The following is a 17678-nucleotide window of genomic DNA, read 5'->3' as shown; positions in this document are numbered from 1 at the left end:
TGACTTGGGGACAGCACCATTTTTGCTGTTTCCTTATCATGAAGTAGACTCACTTCAACCTGCCATAGGCGGGCAGATGTTCGTGTAACCCTATGGTTTTGGGGTTAATCAAGGCTCTTTGTAAAGTTTTTGAATGCACTAGGCATATTAAATGAAGTTGTTAAAAGTGATGTCACGGATCCTAGTTTGGAAATGGTATTGAAAAGCTTGTTTCCTTCAGTAGTGGATTCCTTAAAGCCAGTAGCTGTATTAGAGACAAAAGAAGTATTTGCGTTAGGAATGCCTGCACCTGTTTGCATTGTTACTGAATTGACTGATGGAAACTGAATCTGAGAACTCAACTGAACCAATTTTTCCAACTGAGAAGTGTACTGTTGGAGTCCGGATGTATCTGCGGAGACATTCAGCTTTATATCATGATTGGAAGCGGCAGCGTTTCTGAGCTGTGCCATAACGGTATCCATACCGGATAAGCTGCAGTGGATGTTAGCGGTTGCATTTTGGGAAACGTTTGAAATAGTGCTTTCAAGTTGCTGTCTAAGGGTGTTCGTATCTGCGTTAACTTTAAGAACCCCATTAAATTTGTTCAGTTGCTTTTCTATCTGGCTGGTATCAAGAGAAGGTTTGACGGTCATCCCTTTCAGCGTGGCTTCTAACTGCTTTTTCAGACTTTTCGTATCTGCATTTAGCTTAATTTCACCTTCGAATTTTTCCAAGTCCTTCTTGAGCTTTGAAGTGTCAAGTGAGGCTTGGACGGATAGATTATTTTTATCCATGATATCCTCCTTTCGGATTGATAAAGAATCCCTCGGTGGGAGGGTGTAGGAATAATCTCAAGAGTCGATGTGACTTTGAATAATATTCCAATCTGGTAGTAAGTGATTGGGTCAAATTTTGCACAATCAATAGTATCAGTCCTTTCTATGAGTAGTTGTAGGTAGAGTAAAAATACTCTGTACATAACATGAGAAATGAAGGTAATCATGTTGTCTACAGGGTATTTTTTCTGTATATACATAGATAGTCGTAAACATTTTGTTTCTTGGGCATTTTCAAGGGCAGTTGTTGCTTCATCAATTTTTGAGGAATCGCCTTCAGCAATCATAGTCATCATAAGAAATTCTTTGTAATTATCAACATAGTTGCCTAGTATCTCTTCATTTTCCGTACAGACTTTTTTAGATGATGATAGGAGTCCTTCAATAGGCGTTTTCATCATCCTTATATTTGGTCAGAAGTTCATTAGTATCAAGCATAAATGATTTGATGGCTTCTTGAGCTTGAGAGGCATCTCCTTCAAAATGGATAGTATATATACCGGTGCCGTCATCATGAAGAACAATTTTCGTCCAAAACACCGGAATCCAAAAGCTCTTTTAACTCAATATATTTCTGCTTTTGTGCATCAAGGGTTGAATTTTTAGCTTCCCATGCAGAGGTACCTTTGGTTGCTTCATTAATCAAATTTTGTTTGTAATTATTGTAAGCCAACGTAATTCCAGTTACGGCAACTGCTCCTATTGTAGCGATAGGATGCGCTTTGATGATAGTGCCGATTCCTTAAAAAGCAGCACCAATGCCGGATACGCCTTTAGCACCAGATGTACCAAGCTCTGCCGTTGCTTGTGTAATGCCTTCAAGTTGTGAGGCAAAGTGTGCTCGCCAATGAACTAATAGAAGTATTGTCTAAATTGCTAAAGTTTGAAAACATATCAATAAAATCGCTGTAATTACCGATATCTTTAAGTTGCAAGTGTGTTATACTATATCATGGTTATCGTTCTAAGATATATTATCGTAAAAGAATGGAGGGAGTATTATGACATTGATTGTCTGTCCTGAATGCGGTGGCAAAATATCTGATCAGGCAAAAATATGTATACATTGTGGTTATCCACTTTTGAAAAAGGTAGATGTAAAAGAAGAAGGAGTTATCTCAATCTGCAAATATTGTAATGAAAAGATTTTCCTTCAAGATGATGTTTGTCATTTTTGCGGTTCCAAAATAGAAAAAGACTGGTATAAAGAGGAAAATCTATGCAAAATTAATGGCAAAGAGTATAATTTGACACCTTATATTATTGGCCTTTCCCAAAAGAATTTGACTTGGCAAGAATCAGCACAAATATCAAAAAGTCTTCAGGTACTGACAGGATGTGCTGATTGTTCTAAAATTTGTCTTAATATAGAGAAAGGTGAGATGCCACCTAGAGTATTTAACGGAATGACTATTGATGAAGTAGCAAAGCAAGTTAGCGAGTGGAAAAAAAGTAGAGAAAATAGAATCCATTGTCCATACTGTGGCTCTACTTATGTAGAAAAAAGACAATTCTTGCCTCATCCATGTGCTACCTTTCAAAAATATTGGTATTGTAAAAGCTGTCATTCCCGATTTGATGTCATAGAATGAAATTAGATACTTCAAACATATATAATAATCTCTCAAACCGACAAACATAAGCAACAATGTGAGAGAGGCCCTGTTGCTGACGAGCAAATATTAATCCGTCATGTGACGTCGCACTTGAACTATACGTTAACAGCCGATAATGTAAGGTCTTATGGACTGTGAGGATGGGGAGTCTCTGGGTATTCGTTCTGTAAAGAAGCTTACTCTGTTTTAACAGTATATACTTCAACCCAATAGGGTTAGAACGTGTACTGCTGATTGGGACTTTCCGAATCCTGTGATTCGGGTTTGCAGGCTGAATTTTCAAACCGTTACCGTTTATCGTCACCGATTCCGTTTTGGTTCCAGACTACTTTCCGTTCCAGCAAAGAGGCATTTGCTATACCTCCGATACTCCTCTGTGTATATTTATAGAACCCACATATTAACATGACTTGTGGACAGCACCATTTTTGCTGTTTCCTTATCATGAAGTAGAATCACATACACTTTTTAGCGACTATGTGATATAATTATAACATAAATAATTATCGTTTTATTTATTATTGGGTAAGGAGGTAGTGAATGAGTTTATTAAAATGTCCTGAATGTGGAAAAGAGGTTTCTGAATATGCAGAGCATTGTCCTAATTGTGGGTGCCCGGTATCATTAGCTAAGAAAAAAGAGGTAGTAGAAGGATATTGTAATATCAATGGTGTATTATGTAGTAAAGAAGAAATTCAAGCTATGATAAAGGAAGATACAATATATAAATTTTTGCTTCACGAGTGTAAATTATCAGGAGGAGAAGCATGTGATTTTGTAGATGTAATTGAATTTAATCATAATGAAATACCTGATAATTATTGTGAATGTCATGAGCATATGTTAGAGGCACTTAGAGCAAAAAAAGAAAGAGAAAGTTTACGTTGCAAATATTGTGGTTCAATCAAAGAAGCAAAGAAAGTACATTGTCCATACTGTGGCTCTACTTATGTAGAAAAAAGACAATTCCTGCCTCATCCATGTGCTACCTTTCAAAAATATTGGTATTGTAAAAGCTGTCATTCCCGATTTGATGTCATAGAATGAAATTAGATACTTCAAACATATATAATAATCTCTCAAACCGACAAACGTAAGCAACAATGTGAGAGAGGCCCTGTTGCTGACGAGCAAATATTAATCCGTCATGTGACGTCACACTTGGACTATACGTTAACAGCTGATGATGTAAGGTCTCATCGACTGTGAGGATGGGTAGTCTCTGGATATCCGTTCTGCAAAGAAGCTTACTCTGTTCTACCAGTATATTCTTCAACTCACATGAGTCAGAACGTGTACTGCTGATTGGGACACTTTAAACTTATGATAGTTTAGATTTGTAGTCTGAATTTTCAAACCATCGCCGTATATCGTCACCGATTCCGTTTTGGTTCCGGACTACTTTCCGTTCCAGCAAAGAGGCATTTGCTATACCTCCGATACTCCTCTGTGTATATTTATAGAACCCACATATTAACATGACTTGTAGACAGCACCATTTTTGCTGTTTCCTTATCATGAAGTAGACTCACTTTCACCTGCTATAGGCGGGCAGATAATTGTGTAACCCTATGTTTTCCGGGTCAATCAAGGTTCTTTGATAGGCCTTTTAACATTCCATCATAGCCTTTTATGATACCTCTATCTGAAAACCATGTGAGAGGCGTGTTAGCAATTGTTGTGATTTGATTCAATGTGTCTAAGAAGCTTCTGCTTTCAGTGTTAGCTTCCTTTATAGAAGATGCCGGGGCAGCGACACTAGAAGGTATGGTGCTGCTTGCTTTAGGGAGTGACGCTTCTATCTGCATTGCTGTTGTATTAATTTTTGGCAACTGAATCTGAGAACTCAACTGAGCCAATTTTTCCAACTGAGAAGTATACTGTTGGAGTCCGGATGTATCTGCGGAGACATTCAGCTTTATATCATGGTTGGAAGTGGCAGCATTTTTAAGCTGTGCCATAACGGTATCCATACCGGATAAGCTGCAGTGGATGTTGGCGGTTGCATTTTGGGAAGCGTTTGAAATAGCGCTTTCAAGTTGCTGTGTAAGGGTGTTCGTATCTGCGTTTACTTTAAGAACCCCATTGAATTTGTTCAGTTGCTTTTCTATTTGGCTGGTATCAAGAGAAGGTTTTACGGTCATCCCCTTCAGCGTGGCTTCTAACTGCTTTTTCAAACTTTTAGTATCTGTATTTAGCTTAATTTTACCTTCGAATTTTTCCAAGTCCTTCTTGAGCTTTGAGGTGTCAAGTGAGGCTTGGACGGATAGATTATTTTTATCCATGATATCCTCCTTTCGGATTGATAAAGAATCCCTCGGTGGGAGGGTGTGGGAATAATCTCAAGGAGAATTGTGGCCTTGGAGAATATTCCTGTCTGGTAGTAAGTGACAAGTTTAAATTTTGCACAATCAATAGTATCAGTCCTTTCTATGAGTAGTTGTAGGTAGAGTAAAAATACTCTGTACATAACATGAGAAATGTAGGTAATCATGTTGTCTACAGGAGATTTTTCATTTTAATAATATTGGGGCTTCTGATTGGGTGCTAAGGTCGGAAAGATAATTCACTAGATTACGATAAGCGAAACTGGAAGCTTTGCCTATGGATTTGAGTGACTATATGTGTTAACATATATAATAATTATTCTTTTATATATGGAGGTGCTCATGGGGTTAATAAAATGTTTTGAGTGTGGTACAATGGTTTCTGAATATGCTGAAAAATGTCCGTCATGCGGTTGCTTAATTAATGTAATAAAAGAACATGCTAATTCAGAGGACGTTATAGAAAAAAAGGGCATTTGTAGATATCAAGGAGTAGAATATAATCTTTCAGAGGTAGAAACATTATTGAATAATAATGAGTTTGTGTTGGCAACCAGAATGTTATGTGATAAGTTGGGATTAGAACCATTAGCAGCAGGTCTCTTTGCTTCAGTTATTGAGTTTTATAATAATCAGATACCACCAAATTATGATGAGGCAATAAAACAATACCAGCAACATAATAAAGAATCATGGGAGCGAAAAATAGTTCGCTGTAAATATTGTGGTTCCACCAATGTCAAAAAGTTAGGCTATTGGGAGGGAGGCTGGAAATCCACATATGGAGGGCTCCAGTGGCACTGCAACAACTGTGATTCAGACTTTTAATCAGTTAATAATAAAAGGTAAGGTCAGACTTTGTCTGGCTTTATTTCTCTCGCTAACAAACATAAGCAACAACGAGACAATAGCGTTATTGCTGACCAGCAAATACAAATCTGCCGTGAATCATTACCCTCGAACTATATGCTAACAGCCAGCACCGCGAGATTTTACCAACAGCGAGAACGCCAGACCTCCAAATCCTATAATTCGAGTTAAAAGCTAGAATTATCTGTATCTCAAGCGTATCACAGGGCTGTCTGACCAGCCCTGCCTTTATAGCAATCGGTTTTTCATATTAAACCGGTTCAATCTCATTTGTCGGACTTCCCATCTGCTCAGTGAGCTTAGACAGATCCAGCTTGCTGAAGTCCACGCTTTTCACGGCCTCCGTCAAGGCTTCAAAGAACTCATCCACAGAATCTCTTTTCTGATGCAGGAGTTGCTGCTTGCGGAACTCCACCATATCGGCGGCATCGGTCAGTACGGACAGGAACTGTGTCAGAAGAGTCTTATGGCTGTAAGCTTCGTAGCGTGCTCTGTCTTCCTCCTGTGCGGCCTCGACGATATCCTTGTAGAGCGGGAATAACTCCTCATCATTGATGACGGCATCATAGACGGATTCCATAACCGGCTGTCCGTTCTCGTCTTCTTTGAAAGAGCCGTCTTCATTTCGCTGTGGCTCAAATTCTAAACCGTCCACACAGTACAAGAAAAATGCGGCGATAGTATTGACGTCTGCAAAATATGGAGTGTATTTCGACTCTCCGGTAGTCTCATCTCTCATAAAATAAGAGTCAGCCAGCTCAGTAGTCATCTTAACTTTGTCTACCAGATTAATAGAGTCTTTCAGTACGGGATTTGTTTTTATCATAATCGATTCCTCCAATTACTAGTTATTTGAATTTCGGATTGTTTTCCAGCCAATACTGCCAAGCCAGTTTTGTTTCGGGGACGAAATAATAAGCAATCAGCTTGCCGTCGTAGCCTTCATCTATCCATTTTGGCTGGACAGATAGTTTGGCGTACTGCAGTATTTGGCGTATATTGACAATACAGATGAGATTTTTCTCTCCGTATGTCTTTTTCACGTCGTCTAAAGATTTGAATTTCATAATGGTTATTACCTCATATCGTAAAAAAATAGGGATATACAGACTTTCAAATTGTGAAAGTCCATACATCCCTTGGAAATTGCCCCGGCAGGTCTAAGATACATCTGCCGGGGCGGAGGACATAAATTAACAATTCACAATGTAACCTTACAGAAGATAACATCTGTGGGTTTCTGTATTATTCTGTTTCGAGAATCAGATCAAGGATGTTGTCTTCCTTGTCGGCCATCAAATCGCAAGTGATTGTGATTGTAGCCGGGTCTGCGTTGTTGGAGAAGCTCAGTGTCATAGCAGCCTGTGGTACGCATTTGTAAGCGATCATTCTGTATGGAAGGATATCATCCTCGGCAGACTTCATGAACGTATCGCCGTATACAGTGAAAGCTTTCGGGAAGCTTGTAGATTTGATGTTGATTCTTTCTACGCCGCTTGTCACTTCTTTTACATAGTATACGATGACTTCATTGCCTACTTCGCCTGTGATAGTCACTTCTTTGTCGGCAACTGTAGCTGCAATTTCTTTTCCGCAGTCGTCGTCAGCCGCATATACGTTGACAACAGCTCCGGCTGCCGGTGTGCCTGAGAGAGTCACCTTTTTATCTGCTACCGGAAGGACTTCTCTTGTCACATATTTTGCGCTCTGGCTTGCGTCTCCACCTGTAATCATCTGCCATAATTTGACGGACTGCATCTGTGTTTCGATTGTCAAAGTACCGCCCTTTTCTCCGGCAAATGATACTTTCTTCGGATGGCCTTTTCCACCGTAAGCGAACATCGTTTCCCCTGTAAGCTCTGTGGAAGTTGTGTTGGCAAAATCAAGGTTCAGAAACGGTTTCTTCGTTGTGTAGTCGACGAAAATCAAATCGCAGACCTCTCTGTTAGCCATTGTTGTGTTTAATCCCATAATGTGTTCCTCCTTATAAATGTGATATTGTTAGTTGCGCCGGCTGGGACCGGCATATAAAAAGGCGCTTGTAAGCAGCCGTTTTATCAGTTGGATGGTTTCGTAATGTTCTTGAACCAAGAATTAAAGTCGAATTTTTTCTCCTTATCGCCCCACACGGAAACCATAGTCTTGTTGATTTCGTAGGCGTTCTCGGCCTGCAGCCGGTGGAAGGTATCCCAGAGCTGATAGACAGTTAAGTCCCAGACATTGGTATAATTGATACTGTGATGTCTGGTACATACCGCGGAAATAATATTGCCGATTTCTAAATCGTCGTTCTTCTTGACGCTATTGGCATGTGCTTCTTTTAATTTCTGGATACGCTGATAAATTTTCCTGCCCTTTTCGCTCTTTACCTTGGACAAGTCCACGGGCTCTTTGGAATCGATGTGGTTCAATTTCAGGATGAGGGCGGCGACCTGTGAATAGACCCCTTTGGTGATTCTGCCGCAGGGGGCAGGAGCGGCCTCCTCCTGTGGAACGTTAGTCCTCGGAAAGAGCAGAAAGGCGTCGCTTTCCTTATCGTACAGCACCAGCTCCGCAAAAAAGAATTGGAAAATAGAAGTGAAGAGTTTCGCCAGCTCCTCGTTGCTCACTGCGATGTCATACATAGACAAAAGCCCCGCCTGTTCTGGAGGTAGGGCTTCATACCAGTCTTGGAACCGGGGATTGACCTCGGTGCAGTAGCGGGCAGGAGACATGTTCAGAAATGCCAGATAGGTCTCGTAGACGGGATACGTGAGCCGGGAGATATCCCGGAGAGTGGGAGGTTTTAAGCTCCCGACTCCGGGGACAGGAAGAAGCTCCGGTGTTATCAGATCAAAATATCCTAGCTGCATGGCCTCACCTTCTTCTCATTTCAAATACTTCAAAGGTCAATGTTTTTCCATAAAACTGGGTGTTTGGTATGAATGAGACGACAGGTTTTTCTGAGGCCGGCCTTAGTTTGCCGATACCGAAGCTACGGGAAGTACTGTCTTTTGAGAGCGCCTGATTCACTGCCATGACAATCATGTCTGCCAGATTGCCGGTGAGACCGTATTGGGTGTGATAGCCGGCCCGTTTTTCTGCGGAGAGATTGATAAGATTTCTGTGGCAGCATACGGTGACCGTGATGGAATAGCTGCGGATTTCCCCGGAAGTGAGGGGGAGGCACTCTATTAAGAGGAGAGAGCGTTCATCGGTTATCTGCTCGTCCAGATACGGGACATCCAGACAGTGTCGTGTAAGCCATACCTCTTCGGTCTGGGAGTCGGGGGTGCCGCCGGAGGGCATTACCAGTTGGCGCACCAGCTCATCCTCGAACAGGAGACGGCGCAGCAGGTCTTTGTAAGCCCCCGGTTCACTTAAGGGGAGTTCATTTTTTTGTTTCATCGCAGTCTTTCCTTTCACTGTGTTTGTTGATTAGTTGAGAAAATGCTTCGTACAGTCCGGTGGAAGCAAGTCCTGTCACGGCGCCTTTTATTATGATTTCAAGAGAGGCGCTGCCCGCGTCGGCGACTGCCAGAAGGGCGCCGCACAGGGCGAGGATGGCCGGAATGTATTCATTGCTGATGCGGTATAGCCAGGAGATATGCTTGATACAGTATCCAATGACCAGACAGGCAGCCATGACAAGTGGAATAAAGTAAGCGTTTAAAAAGCTTATGTCCATGAGAATCCTCCTTCATTCAGCTTTCTGTTATAGTATCGCGTGATTTTGGGTTTTGCCCATATACGCTCCCGGCAGTGAAGCTCCTGATAGGTGTGGAGATGGCGCTCGGGAACGTATTTACACTCCACGGACAATCCCTTCAGGGGCTTCACGGTCACTGATTCAGAGGGGGAGGCCATGGACAGGTAGCGGAAGATCAGTCCTTCCAGCCCGGCGAATATGCGCCGCAGGTCGGCGAGGTTGATATTTTCGGTTTCTGCAATTTCACGGATAAGCTGTTCTTGGGTAATAATCATTACGTATCCTCCATATTAAAACATTGTAAAGTCCATAGTTTGTGGGTGATTTGATTGGCAGGGCGGATGAGTCATCCATTTTTAGTGGACGCTTTTATCTGGCCCGAACCGGTGGTAACTGTTTTCGCTTGCTGTTGTAGCGGCTGTATTTTGTGAGCGTTGCGGCTTCCCGGCAGCGTGGGCAGCGGGGGCTTCGGGAGGAGGAGGGTACCTCGACCCATTCTCCGCAGTCCGAACAGCGGATGTATTTCGTTTTGGGAGTTTCTATATTATGTTTCAGGTTTGCGGCGATGACACGGCCGAAGCAGAACCAGAGAAGCTCCTTGCATCGTTTTTCATTTCCATAAGTATAGGAGACAAGCATATCGGCCAAAGTCTCCTCTGAATAGCCAAGACGTAAGAACTGGCCACGGATTTCACAGGCTACGTAGTGCAGGTTATCTGCATATTCCTCTTTCATATTAATCTTATAGCGGTAGACCGGGTTTAATTTCTGATATAAATCAGAAACTTCCCGGGGGCAGCGGATATTCGGGTCTGCCATCAGTTTCCTGTAGTCCAGAGGGGCTAACTTTAAAGAGGCGGCCCGCAGAGGGGGATTGGGTATGAGGTCATAGAGCCGGTTGACAAAGCTTCTGTTGCGGGGGGCGATCTGCTCCGGCGTCTTGTCTTTCGCGAAACAGAAGAAGGCCGGGAGCTTCTGGCGGGTGAACTGGGAGACTACAGGGGCGAACCAGTCCGGCCGCTTTGGCATGTAAAGCGTTTTGGCAGAGTCGATGACAAAGTTATTTTCACAGCAGAGCAGCTTGACACAGTTTACTGCCTCCCGCCGCTCCTCCTCAGTTCCGCTCAAGAAGACATCGCTGTTCCATATCTTGGAAATGTGGTTGCTGTACACGCCGATGTTGCTGTGGATAAAAGCGGTGTTCAGCCCTTGGTAGATGGTCTGTGCGCTCAACTGCTGGGGTTTTGCTTTTTTCATATGATAATAAAGCGGGACGATATCCTTCATATTGCGCTGGGCGATGGAAACGAACTGAGGCTCCGCCACCAGCAGAAGCTTGTCCCCGTCACAGTCGAACATGAGAATCTTGCTGATTAGGTCTTGGGTGCTGGTGTAGACGGCATCGGTGAGGAACCAAGTTTCCATCTCTTCCCGGCGGAGCTCCTGCCCGGCATGGGAGGCAGGGCAGGCCATATTGCGGCGGACAGCATGCTCTTTATAAAGATGAGGACTTCTGAGACAGTCCAGTTTCTCATGCCGGGGAAATAACCGGCAGTACACTTCTCCCTCTTTCAGCAGGCCCATGGGGCGTTCTCGTCCTCCGAACCAGTACTCACATGCGGCGTAGAAATCGGGGAGTACGAAGGTGTATTTTCCCAAAATCTCCAGCTTTCCACTGCGGTACTTCTTCAACAGGCTGTTCTTGATATCACGCAGCATGTCTTTCGTATAAGTATCATTTAACAGAGCGGGATAGAGCTTCACCGCCTCCTGAAAAGGAGTGGGGTGCATGTTATAAGGGGTGATGCCCAACGCCTCCATCATACATTCCTCGGAGGAACAAATTCCGGTGATACGCCGGATGGAGGGGGAGGCAAGCTCCAATATCTCAGATTCACTGACGTCGGTCAGCGTCTGCAGCATTTGATAGTTGATACGGGCGTTTTTGATGCGGGGCTCCTCCACATTGCACAACCCTGCGGTGCAGTGGTATTTTTCATAGTAAGCTTTGTATTCGTCCCACGACTGATAGTATTTGTACATCTTAAACTGACTTTTCGTGAAAATAATCTGGATATCCTCTGCAAGAATATCGTGCTCCTGACCATAGATATCCCGCACGATAGGCGGGCAATCCGTTTCCCGGAGGTAGCGACGGAAATCGAAGACCCCAAGGAGTCCTTTGATCCACGGGGCGCGGAACATGGCGTTGCGGGGGAGCAGGGAGGGAAGTACCATGCCTGCCCCGTCTGTATGGGGAATGGGGATATCCATGTACTGACGAGTGACAGAGTAGTCGGTCTCGTCTATAAAGTCAACCGTGCCGCCCACCGAGGTCTCAAAGTCTTCCACTACGATGCTGCGCTGGATATCGAAGTCTTCCCAAAGGTCTGTGGCGGAGTTCGTGAGAGCCATATAGGCCAGATGCTTGTTGACATTGTTGCCGCCCTTTGCGTTGATGCGCTCCAGTGTAAGGCCGCACATGATTGTCTTTTCAAACTGCTCCCATAGCGCCTCTTTGATAAAGACGGCCTTCTTTTTCCTTATCTGTCCTGCCGATGAGGTGTAGTAGCGGTACTTTTCACCCCGGAAGAGGAAACCGTGGAAGGAAATATCCTTAAATACGTCAAAATAGTATATCTGTACGACAAGAAGGGCGTCGCTCAATTCTTCTTCCTGAATGCCTAGCATCCGGGTGAGGGAAGACTCAAAGACAGAGATGATATTTGTGTCCCTCAGTTCTTCCTCCCGCACGCTCCGGGTATGGTCCCGGCCCCCGGTCTTTTCGTTCTGCTCCGCCTTGTTCTTAAGAAGGCGGAGTAGCGCGGCCTTAGATTCTGCGGCTTTTTTGCGTTTGTGCCTGATACGGCTGTGCCAGTAGAAATATTCGTGCAGCAGGCCGGAAGTCCCGGGTATGTAATGCGCCATTTCCGCAAACCTGCCGTTCTTAATATCATTCAAATCTTTGGAAGTATAGCCGTATTCCTGCATGACGTCATCGAAAAAGGCAATGCGGCTGCTCAGATAGTTTTTTTCCGAGCGGTAGCGGCAGTTCATCCGGTGCAGGTAAGCCTCCCGGCGGCTGTAAAAGTGTCCCGTGTCTACGGAGTACATGAAGATTTGTGAATCAAGGCTCATTATTTCACCGTCCTTTCGTTTGAGGGAATCGTGCCCCTATCTGTGAGAGGGGAGTGTGCGGCCTCCTGTTCGAGCCAGACTTCAAAATAGGGACAAAGCCGGTCTTCGCAGCACAGTTTGGTACAAAGTTCTGGTTCGAACTGCAGGAGATCTGCGATTTGGTAGATAAAGTAGCAGTAGTCTGTCCCGCCCCTTCGTATGGTGGTAAGCACATCATTAATAAAGCTGCAGTAACTTTGGTAAGCGGTCTCCCCATGATATTCCTCCCCGGACTTTAGATGGAGGTGCGTGATTGGCAGGCGCCGTACTTTAGGGTCTGATATGGGTGGGACTGCTTGTCTCAGCTGTTCAAAATAGGCTTGCCAGTCCCGATTAGTCCAGTGGAGCTGCGGCCTTCCGGCGCGCCGGTCTGTAATTGGATGTGTAAACGTTGTCATATAATATCTCCTTTCATGTACAGTGGGAAAACCCACAGTGATAGAACGTCTTTCGCAAAATATGAAAATGACGTTAAAAGTCTTGAGATGAATCCTAGCACTGCTAGAATATAAAGTCAATAATAAAATGTGAAAATGACGTTTATTGATAGAAAATACCAAAATTTGGAAAAATAATTTGTACACATTTACTACTTTACAAATCCGAACACACGTTCTATAATGAGAATCAGATATACAGATAAAAAAAGAGAACAGGAATGGCAGTTCCTGTCCTCTGTGGGATGCCCGGATTGAATCCGGACAGCTATAGCTAGCAATCATAGCTTATCAGAAAATCGAGAAAAAGTCAATTTTCGACACGATAATCCCGCATTTTGACACAAAGGAAAGCGAAAGGCCCAGCATAGCATGCGCCATGAGCTCCGTAGTGTATTGCCGGTTAGGAGTTAACCGGCCGGGAACATCGGGCCAAGCCCATATATAAGCCCCGTTATCCGTGCTCATATACAGAGAGTAGAAACAAACTACTGAGTAAATACCAGTTCTGGAAAGTAGTCCGGGAAAGTTTCCGGCGCTAATCGAAAGAGAAAGCAATCCAGGGCGCGCACAGTGTATACTGGGTGAGAGGCGGCGCCGGGATATCCAGCCGGCAGGCCGCTTGAGAGGACATAGGAACTCCGCCGGTGCAGGCTATGCTGCAGGTGACCGGAAGAGATGACCGTCCGCGTTGGCCAGAGCAAAGGGAACAGCCATTTATCAAGGAAATTAACGGCATTTACAGCAATTATCATTGACCCATTTACAGGCTCGTGCTATACTTTTTCTTAAAGAGGTGAGCGTATGTATAATGAGTCGCAGAAGGAAGAGTTTATTAGATATGCCCAAAATGATTACTGGAAATATGTATTTGAGGCGGCGGCAGACTATGAGGCGGAGAAGCGGAAGGATTTAGCTCGGATGGACACAGAGGAGCTTCTTGCTTATCTGTTGACTTTCAACAGTTTTTCGAGCGCCAAGACTACCAGAAGCAGAATCACAAAATATATAGACTGGTGTGTGATCAAAGGGTACGCGCCGTTTAATTGGATTGCGCCTGCAGTGATTTCCAATGATTTTCTGCAGGAGGTGTTTTATAGGTCAAAGACAGAATTTTATATATCGAGAGAGATGTATGAGGAATACGTTGAGACGCTGAAGAAGTCTACCTATGGCGTCTATATCACTTCTTTTTTTGTTGGAATATATGAGGGACTCGACTATGCAGAGCTTGCCGGCCTCAGGCTGCAGGATATCGACAGAAAGAATAGAACGGTCAAGATAGGCGGCAGAAAGCAGAAGGTATCTTCCCAGTTCATACAGCTTTTGCTGGCGGCCCATAAGGTGACGGAGGTCGAGAGCAGGAGCAGGACGTTCCGGTACCGCTACGCGCTCTATCCGGATTCCATATGGAAGAGCCGGAAGGAGAAGGTGTCGTCCTCCAGCATGGTACGGCAGTTCCGCTGCCTGCTCGATGAGGCGAAGGAAATTTTGGATGAAGAACGGCTCACGAAGACGATTATCAGAAACAGCGGGTACTTTAATAAGATTTATTATGAGCTGCTGGAAGACGGAATTGATGTAAAAGAGCTGAAGTTTGACAGAAACAAGGAAGGATTTGAAGATAATAGGAAGTATGACAAATATTTTCGGGATTCTGTTTTGGACAAGATGGATATGAGACAGTTCATACGCTCGTTTCAGTCCTATTTGGAGCAGGTATCCTGATGCAGTATAAAAATATGTGATTCCCCCGGATGATGTCCGGGGGAATTTTGCGCTTAAGCGGCCCGCCGCTGGCGGAGTGTAGAGAGGAGATGAAAAGATGAGGAATGTATCAAAATCTCAATTTTTAGATATATTGGATCATTGCAGAAAGATTGGATTTATGGCAGACATCGATATAGAGACAGGCAAGGCCCAGTTGATTTCCCGGCAGAGTCTTGAGGCCATTACTTCTAAAGAAGTAGAGATTCAACTTTTTCAAGCGCCGCTTTTCCGCACATATGATGTGATCTATAAGGAAAAAATGGAAAAAAGGATGGCCAGAGTGCTATTGATAGAGTGAATTTTGACTGGTTACAGGGAGAATAGGGAGGTGAATTCTGACGATTTGGATTTTGGGAAAAAGTTACACAACTAATGCGTGGACAGGTGGTGATAATACGGAAAAACAGGGAAAAACATGAAAAAAGAGCAACATAATTTTTTTGATTAAAACGGTTGACAAATCCATTCCTATACGGTAATATATGTATTGTTCCAAGGAACACAAAACAAAAACAAACACAGGATATGCGATAGTAGTACAGTTGGTAGTACGCCACCTTGCCAAGGTGGAGGTCGCGAGTTCGAGTCTCGTCTATCGCTCTTTAAGGAAATCATGAATTTGATTTCCTTTTTTCTTTCTATAATGTATTCGACGTATGAGATATTTTTAGAATTTTTACAATGGCCTCCGCATATACTATTAAGAGTTGGAAAAAAATGTTAATTGTAGGAGGTAACTTGTTATGGCACGAAAAACATTGGACGACCAGTTGTTGTCTACGCAGCAGGAGATCAAGGAGACAGAAGAGCTTCTTGCCAGATTACATCAAAAGGAAAAAGAGGTTCAGGCACAGATCGATAATAGGAATATGAAAGAATATTATACGTTCATTAAGAATCATGAAATCAGCATGGAAGATTTAAAATCGCTCATATCCGGAAAAGAGCTGGGTTAAAGCAGGCATAAAGGCAAGAATGCAGGGACAGGAGAGTATTTCATATACCCGACTGTCCCTATTTTTATGTTTTCTTTAAGCTGGATGCTATTTTATAATATAAGAAATTAATACCGCACATTATGAACGCCTAAACCGTTAATCAAAGTGAAAGGAGGTTTCAGAGATACTTATGGATTTTGAGGAACAGTACGATAAAATATACCGCTACTGCTATTTTAAATTACACCATCAGCAGATGGCAGAAGATCTTACACAAGAAACTTTCCTTCGTTTTCTGGAAAACAACAGTTACTGTGAAAAGGGGCAGAAATTACGGTATCTTTATACGATTGCCCACAATTTGTGTGTCGACTCATACCGTGGTAAACGGGCAGAGGTATTGGAAGAGGAACTTCTGGCAGAGGATAAGGAGGATGAGATACTTACAGGTATTGCAGTAAAAGAAGCGGTATCACAGCTCACAGAAGAGGAGCAGGAATTGCTGCTTTTAAGATATGTAAATGAAGTGCCAGTATCCGACATTTGCAGTATTCTGGACATATCCAGATTTTCTCTTTATCGGAAGACAAAGAAAGCTTTAAGGCAGTTGAAAGATATACTGGGAGAGGAGGATTTTAAATGAAGCCGGGTTTAAAAAAGGGACTGCGGGAAGCTTTTGAAGCGCCTGCGCCAACACGAAAAAAAGAATTTTTGAAGAAGGTTCCGCAGACTGAAATCAGCAATCTGTCTTTTGCCATATCGCAGATTGGATATATTCCTAAGTATATTTGGGGGATTTTTGCCCTTACTTTTGGAGCCGCCGTTGTTTGTGGCAGCGTGATGGAGAAGGATGTGCTGTGGATAATTTCAGCGCTGGTTCCATTTATTGCGCTGTCCATTCTCACAGAAAATGTCCGCTCTAGCGCTTATCGGATGGCGGAATTGGAAATGACAGCCCGATTTTCGCTGAAGAGCGTCATGCTTGCCAGAATGGGGATTTTGGGGGCAGCGCATCTTATTTTACTTGCGTTTTTGATTCCATTTTGTGCAGTGCACCATCTTGCGTCTGTTTTTCAAGTTGGCCTCTATATATTAGTGCCTTATATGTTGACGGCATTTTTGGGACTGTGGGCAATAAGAAAAATATCTGGGGCAGAATCTATATATGTGTGTATGGGGGTGGCTGTCGGTGTCAGCGGGATGAATATGTTTACTCACCGCATTTTTCCGGTGGTGTACGAAATGAAATATACATCCATTTGGCTGATAGGATTTGCTTTTTTGGTTGTGCTGGCGGCAAGGGAAATAAAAAGAAGTATTAGACAGACGGAGGAATTGGCATGGAGCTTATCTTAGATAGATTGACTAAACAGTATCATAATAAAATTGCGGTGGACCGCATCTCCTTAAAGTTAGAAAAAGGAGTGCATGGATTATTAGGAGCGAATGGGGCAGGAAAAACAACGCTTATGAGAATGATCTGCGGTGTTCTAAAGCCGGACAGCGGGACAGTGACACTTGACGGCATAGATGTCTCGGCGGAGGAATACCGCGCAAAGTTAGGATATCTGCCACAGGATTTTGGATATTATCCGGATTTTACGGGCATGGATTTCCTGCTGTACATGTCAACATTAAAGGGGCTGACAAAGAGGCAGGCAAAGCGCAGGACAGAGGAACTCTTGGAAATCGTATCTTTGAAAGAAGGCGCGGACAAAAAAATAAAGAGCTACTCCGGGGGGATGAAACAGCGGCTCGGAATCGCGCAGGCATTATTAAATGACCCGAGCCTGCTCATTCTGGATGAGCCGACCGCAGGGCTGGACCCGAAAGAACGAGTCCGGTTCCGCAATATCATAGCGGAGATTGGAAAGGATAATATTGTCATTCTTTCTACACATATTGTCTCGGATATCGAGCATATTGCGGACAATATTTTGATGATGAAGGATGGACAGCTGATTTATCAGGGTGGATGGCAGGACAAATTCGGGGATTTAGAGCAATTTTATCTGAAGCAGTTCGAGGAGGATTAAA

The 17678-nt window shown here is 43.6% G+C and carries 20 protein-coding genes and 1 tRNA gene; 10 read left to right on the top strand and 11 right to left on the bottom strand.

Annotated elements, in window-relative coordinates:
- Window positions 1-104: 104 nt before the first annotated feature.
- On the bottom strand, window positions 105-776 hold the full coding sequence (locus BN6465_RS12755; RefSeq protein ID WP_066735870.1) for a hypothetical protein: 672 nt from the start codon (window positions 774-776) through the stop codon (window positions 105-107).
- A gap of 1043 nt (window positions 777-1819) precedes the next feature.
- Between BN6465_RS12755 and BN6465_RS12750 the strand changes: the two genes are divergently transcribed.
- Both BN6465_RS12750 and BN6465_RS21235 read left to right on the top strand, forming a co-directional pair.
- Window positions 1820-2410, top strand: a complete 591-nt coding sequence (locus tag BN6465_RS12750) for a PaaD-like zinc ribbon domain-containing protein (RefSeq protein WP_066735868.1) — start codon at window positions 1820-1822, stop codon at window positions 2408-2410.
- Window positions 2411-2974: 564 nt separating this feature from the next.
- Window positions 2975-3481, top strand: a complete 507-nt coding sequence (locus tag BN6465_RS21235) for a PaaD-like zinc ribbon domain-containing protein (protein WP_066735866.1) — start codon at window positions 2975-2977, stop codon at window positions 3479-3481.
- A 536-nt stretch (window positions 3482-4017) separates the two neighbouring features.
- Here the strand turns inward: BN6465_RS21235 and BN6465_RS12740 are convergent.
- Window positions 4018-4719: a hypothetical protein gene (locus tag BN6465_RS12740; protein WP_066735864.1), complete on the bottom strand. Its 702-nt coding sequence runs from the start codon at window positions 4717-4719 to the stop codon at window positions 4018-4020.
- Window positions 4720-5103: 384 nt separating this feature from the next.
- Between BN6465_RS12740 and BN6465_RS12735 the strand changes: the two genes are divergently transcribed.
- Window positions 5104-5589, top strand: a complete 486-nt coding sequence (locus BN6465_RS12735) for a hypothetical protein (protein ID WP_066735862.1) — start codon at window positions 5104-5106, stop codon at window positions 5587-5589.
- Between the two features lie 292 nt (window positions 5590-5881).
- On the opposite strand, the gene BN6465_RS12730 is transcribed toward BN6465_RS12735, so the two are convergent.
- The 9 genes from BN6465_RS12730 to BN6465_RS12690 all read right to left on the bottom strand — a co-directional run bounded on the left by BN6465_RS12730 (window position 5882) and on the right by BN6465_RS12690 (window position 12894).
- Window positions 5882-6457 carry a hypothetical protein gene (locus tag BN6465_RS12730; RefSeq protein WP_066735860.1) on the bottom strand — a complete coding sequence of 192 codons (576 nt, stop codon included), beginning with the start codon at window positions 6455-6457 and terminating at the stop codon, window positions 5882-5884.
- A gap of 22 nt (window positions 6458-6479) precedes the next feature.
- Window positions 6480-6698 carry a hypothetical protein gene (locus tag BN6465_RS12725; protein WP_066735858.1) on the bottom strand — a complete coding sequence of 73 codons (219 nt, stop codon included), beginning with the start codon at window positions 6696-6698 and terminating at the stop codon, window positions 6480-6482.
- A 178-nt stretch (window positions 6699-6876) separates the two neighbouring features.
- Window positions 6877-7602 carry a hypothetical protein gene (locus BN6465_RS12720; protein WP_066735856.1) on the bottom strand — a complete coding sequence of 242 codons (726 nt, stop codon included), beginning with the start codon at window positions 7600-7602 and terminating at the stop codon, window positions 6877-6879.
- An 86-nt stretch (window positions 7603-7688) separates the two neighbouring features.
- On the bottom strand, window positions 7689-8483 hold the full coding sequence (locus tag BN6465_RS12715) for a hypothetical protein (RefSeq protein ID WP_066735854.1): 795 nt from the start codon (window positions 8481-8483) through the stop codon (window positions 7689-7691).
- 4 nt (window positions 8484-8487) lie between these two features.
- Window positions 8488-9018, bottom strand: coding sequence for a hypothetical protein (locus BN6465_RS12710; RefSeq protein ID WP_066735849.1), 531 nt, complete (start codon window positions 9016-9018; stop codon window positions 8488-8490).
- On the bottom strand, window positions 9002-9298 hold the full coding sequence (locus tag BN6465_RS12705; protein ID WP_066735848.1) for a phage holin family protein: 297 nt from the start codon (window positions 9296-9298) through the stop codon (window positions 9002-9004). The genes BN6465_RS12710 and BN6465_RS12705 overlap by 17 nt, the downstream gene beginning before the upstream one ends.
- On the bottom strand, window positions 9289-9594 hold the full coding sequence (locus BN6465_RS12700) for a hypothetical protein (protein ID WP_066735846.1): 306 nt from the start codon (window positions 9592-9594) through the stop codon (window positions 9289-9291). The genes BN6465_RS12705 and BN6465_RS12700 overlap by 10 nt, the downstream gene beginning before the upstream one ends.
- A 94-nt stretch (window positions 9595-9688) precedes the next feature.
- Window positions 9689-12457, bottom strand: a complete 2769-nt coding sequence (locus BN6465_RS12695; protein ID WP_066735845.1) for an RNA dependent RNA polymerase — start codon at window positions 12455-12457, stop codon at window positions 9689-9691.
- Window positions 12457-12894 (bottom strand): hypothetical protein, encoded by a 438-nt coding sequence (locus BN6465_RS12690; protein WP_066735844.1) that lies wholly within the window; start codon window positions 12892-12894, stop codon window positions 12457-12459. The genes BN6465_RS12695 and BN6465_RS12690 overlap by 1 nt, the downstream gene beginning before the upstream one ends.
- An 843-nt stretch (window positions 12895-13737) precedes the next feature.
- On the opposite strand from BN6465_RS12690, the gene BN6465_RS12685 reads away from it, so the two are divergent.
- The 7 genes from BN6465_RS12685 to BN6465_RS12655 all read left to right on the top strand — a co-directional run bounded on the left by BN6465_RS12685 (window position 13738) and on the right by BN6465_RS12655 (window position 17677).
- A complete protein-coding gene (locus BN6465_RS12685; protein ID WP_066735843.1) occupies window positions 13738-14661 on the top strand; it encodes a phage lytic cycle repressor MrpR family protein in 924 nt (307 codons plus the stop codon).
- 97 nt (window positions 14662-14758) lie between these two features.
- Window positions 14759-15001, top strand: coding sequence for a hypothetical protein (locus tag BN6465_RS12680; RefSeq protein ID WP_066735841.1), 243 nt, complete (start codon window positions 14759-14761; stop codon window positions 14999-15001).
- A 229-nt stretch (window positions 15002-15230) separates the two neighbouring features.
- Window positions 15231-15303 (top strand) — tRNA-Gly (locus BN6465_RS12675).
- Window positions 15304-15446: 143 nt separating this feature from the next.
- Entirely contained in the window at window positions 15447-15659 is a 213-nt protein-coding gene (locus tag BN6465_RS12670; RefSeq protein WP_066735839.1) for a hypothetical protein, read from the top strand.
- 172 nt (window positions 15660-15831) lie between these two features.
- A complete protein-coding gene (locus BN6465_RS12665) occupies window positions 15832-16284 on the top strand; it encodes an RNA polymerase sigma factor (protein ID WP_199882840.1) in 453 nt (150 codons plus the stop codon).
- Window positions 16281-16997 (top strand): hypothetical protein, encoded by a 717-nt coding sequence (locus BN6465_RS12660; RefSeq protein WP_066735833.1) that lies wholly within the window; start codon window positions 16281-16283, stop codon window positions 16995-16997. The genes BN6465_RS12665 and BN6465_RS12660 overlap by 4 nt, the downstream gene beginning before the upstream one ends.
- Window positions 16982-17677 (top strand): ABC transporter ATP-binding protein, encoded by a 696-nt coding sequence (locus BN6465_RS12655; protein ID WP_066735832.1) that lies wholly within the window; start codon window positions 16982-16984, stop codon window positions 17675-17677. Before BN6465_RS12660 ends, BN6465_RS12655 begins: the two co-directional genes overlap by 16 nt.
- Window position 17678 lies beyond the last annotated feature (1 nt).

The organism is Bariatricus massiliensis (assembly GCF_900086725.1).
GTDB lineage: Bacteria > Bacillota > Clostridia > Lachnospirales > Lachnospiraceae > Allocoprococcus > Allocoprococcus massiliensis.
This window is presented reverse-complemented; position numbering and strand designations above follow the sequence as displayed.

Coding starts and splice junctions, on each gene's coding strand:
- BN6465_RS12685 (WP_066735843.1), top strand. CDS start 13,738: ATGTATAATGAGTCGCAGAAGGAAGAGTTTATTAGATATGCCCAAAAT.
- BN6465_RS12740 (WP_066735864.1), bottom strand. CDS start 4,719: ATGGATAAAAATAATCTATCCGTCCAAGCCTCACTTGACACCTCAAAG.
- BN6465_RS12655 (WP_066735832.1), top strand. CDS start 16,982: ATGGAGCTTATCTTAGATAGATTGACTAAACAGTATCATAATAAAATT.
- BN6465_RS12660 (WP_066735833.1), top strand. CDS start 16,281: ATGAAGCCGGGTTTAAAAAAGGGACTGCGGGAAGCTTTTGAAGCGCCT.
- BN6465_RS12730 (WP_066735860.1), bottom strand. CDS start 6,457: ATGATAAAAACAAATCCCGTACTGAAAGACTCTATTAATCTGGTAGAC.
- BN6465_RS12700 (WP_066735846.1), bottom strand. CDS start 9,594: ATGATTATTACCCAAGAACAGCTTATCCGTGAAATTGCAGAAACCGAA.
- BN6465_RS12670 (WP_066735839.1), top strand. CDS start 15,447: ATGGCACGAAAAACATTGGACGACCAGTTGTTGTCTACGCAGCAGGAG.
- BN6465_RS12680 (WP_066735841.1), top strand. CDS start 14,759: ATGAGGAATGTATCAAAATCTCAATTTTTAGATATATTGGATCATTGC.
- BN6465_RS12665 (WP_199882840.1), top strand. CDS start 15,832: ATGGATTTTGAGGAACAGTACGATAAAATATACCGCTACTGCTATTTT.
- BN6465_RS12725 (WP_066735858.1), bottom strand. CDS start 6,698: ATGAAATTCAAATCTTTAGACGACGTGAAAAAGACATACGGAGAGAAA.
- BN6465_RS12750 (WP_066735868.1), top strand. CDS start 1,820: ATGACATTGATTGTCTGTCCTGAATGCGGTGGCAAAATATCTGATCAG.
- BN6465_RS12755 (WP_066735870.1), bottom strand. CDS start 776: ATGGATAAAAATAATCTATCCGTCCAAGCCTCACTTGACACTTCAAAG.
- BN6465_RS12735 (WP_066735862.1), top strand. CDS start 5,104: ATGGGGTTAATAAAATGTTTTGAGTGTGGTACAATGGTTTCTGAATAT.
- BN6465_RS12715 (WP_066735854.1), bottom strand. CDS start 8,483: ATGCAGCTAGGATATTTTGATCTGATAACACCGGAGCTTCTTCCTGTC.
- BN6465_RS12705 (WP_066735848.1), bottom strand. CDS start 9,298: ATGGACATAAGCTTTTTAAACGCTTACTTTATTCCACTTGTCATGGCT.
- BN6465_RS12720 (WP_066735856.1), bottom strand. CDS start 7,602: ATGGGATTAAACACAACAATGGCTAACAGAGAGGTCTGCGATTTGATT.
- BN6465_RS21235 (WP_066735866.1), top strand. CDS start 2,975: ATGAGTTTATTAAAATGTCCTGAATGTGGAAAAGAGGTTTCTGAATAT.
- BN6465_RS12690 (WP_066735844.1), bottom strand. CDS start 12,894: ATGACAACGTTTACACATCCAATTACAGACCGGCGCGCCGGAAGGCCG.
- BN6465_RS12695 (WP_066735845.1), bottom strand. CDS start 12,457: ATGAGCCTTGATTCACAAATCTTCATGTACTCCGTAGACACGGGACAC.
- BN6465_RS12710 (WP_066735849.1), bottom strand. CDS start 9,018: ATGAAACAAAAAAATGAACTCCCCTTAAGTGAACCGGGGGCTTACAAA.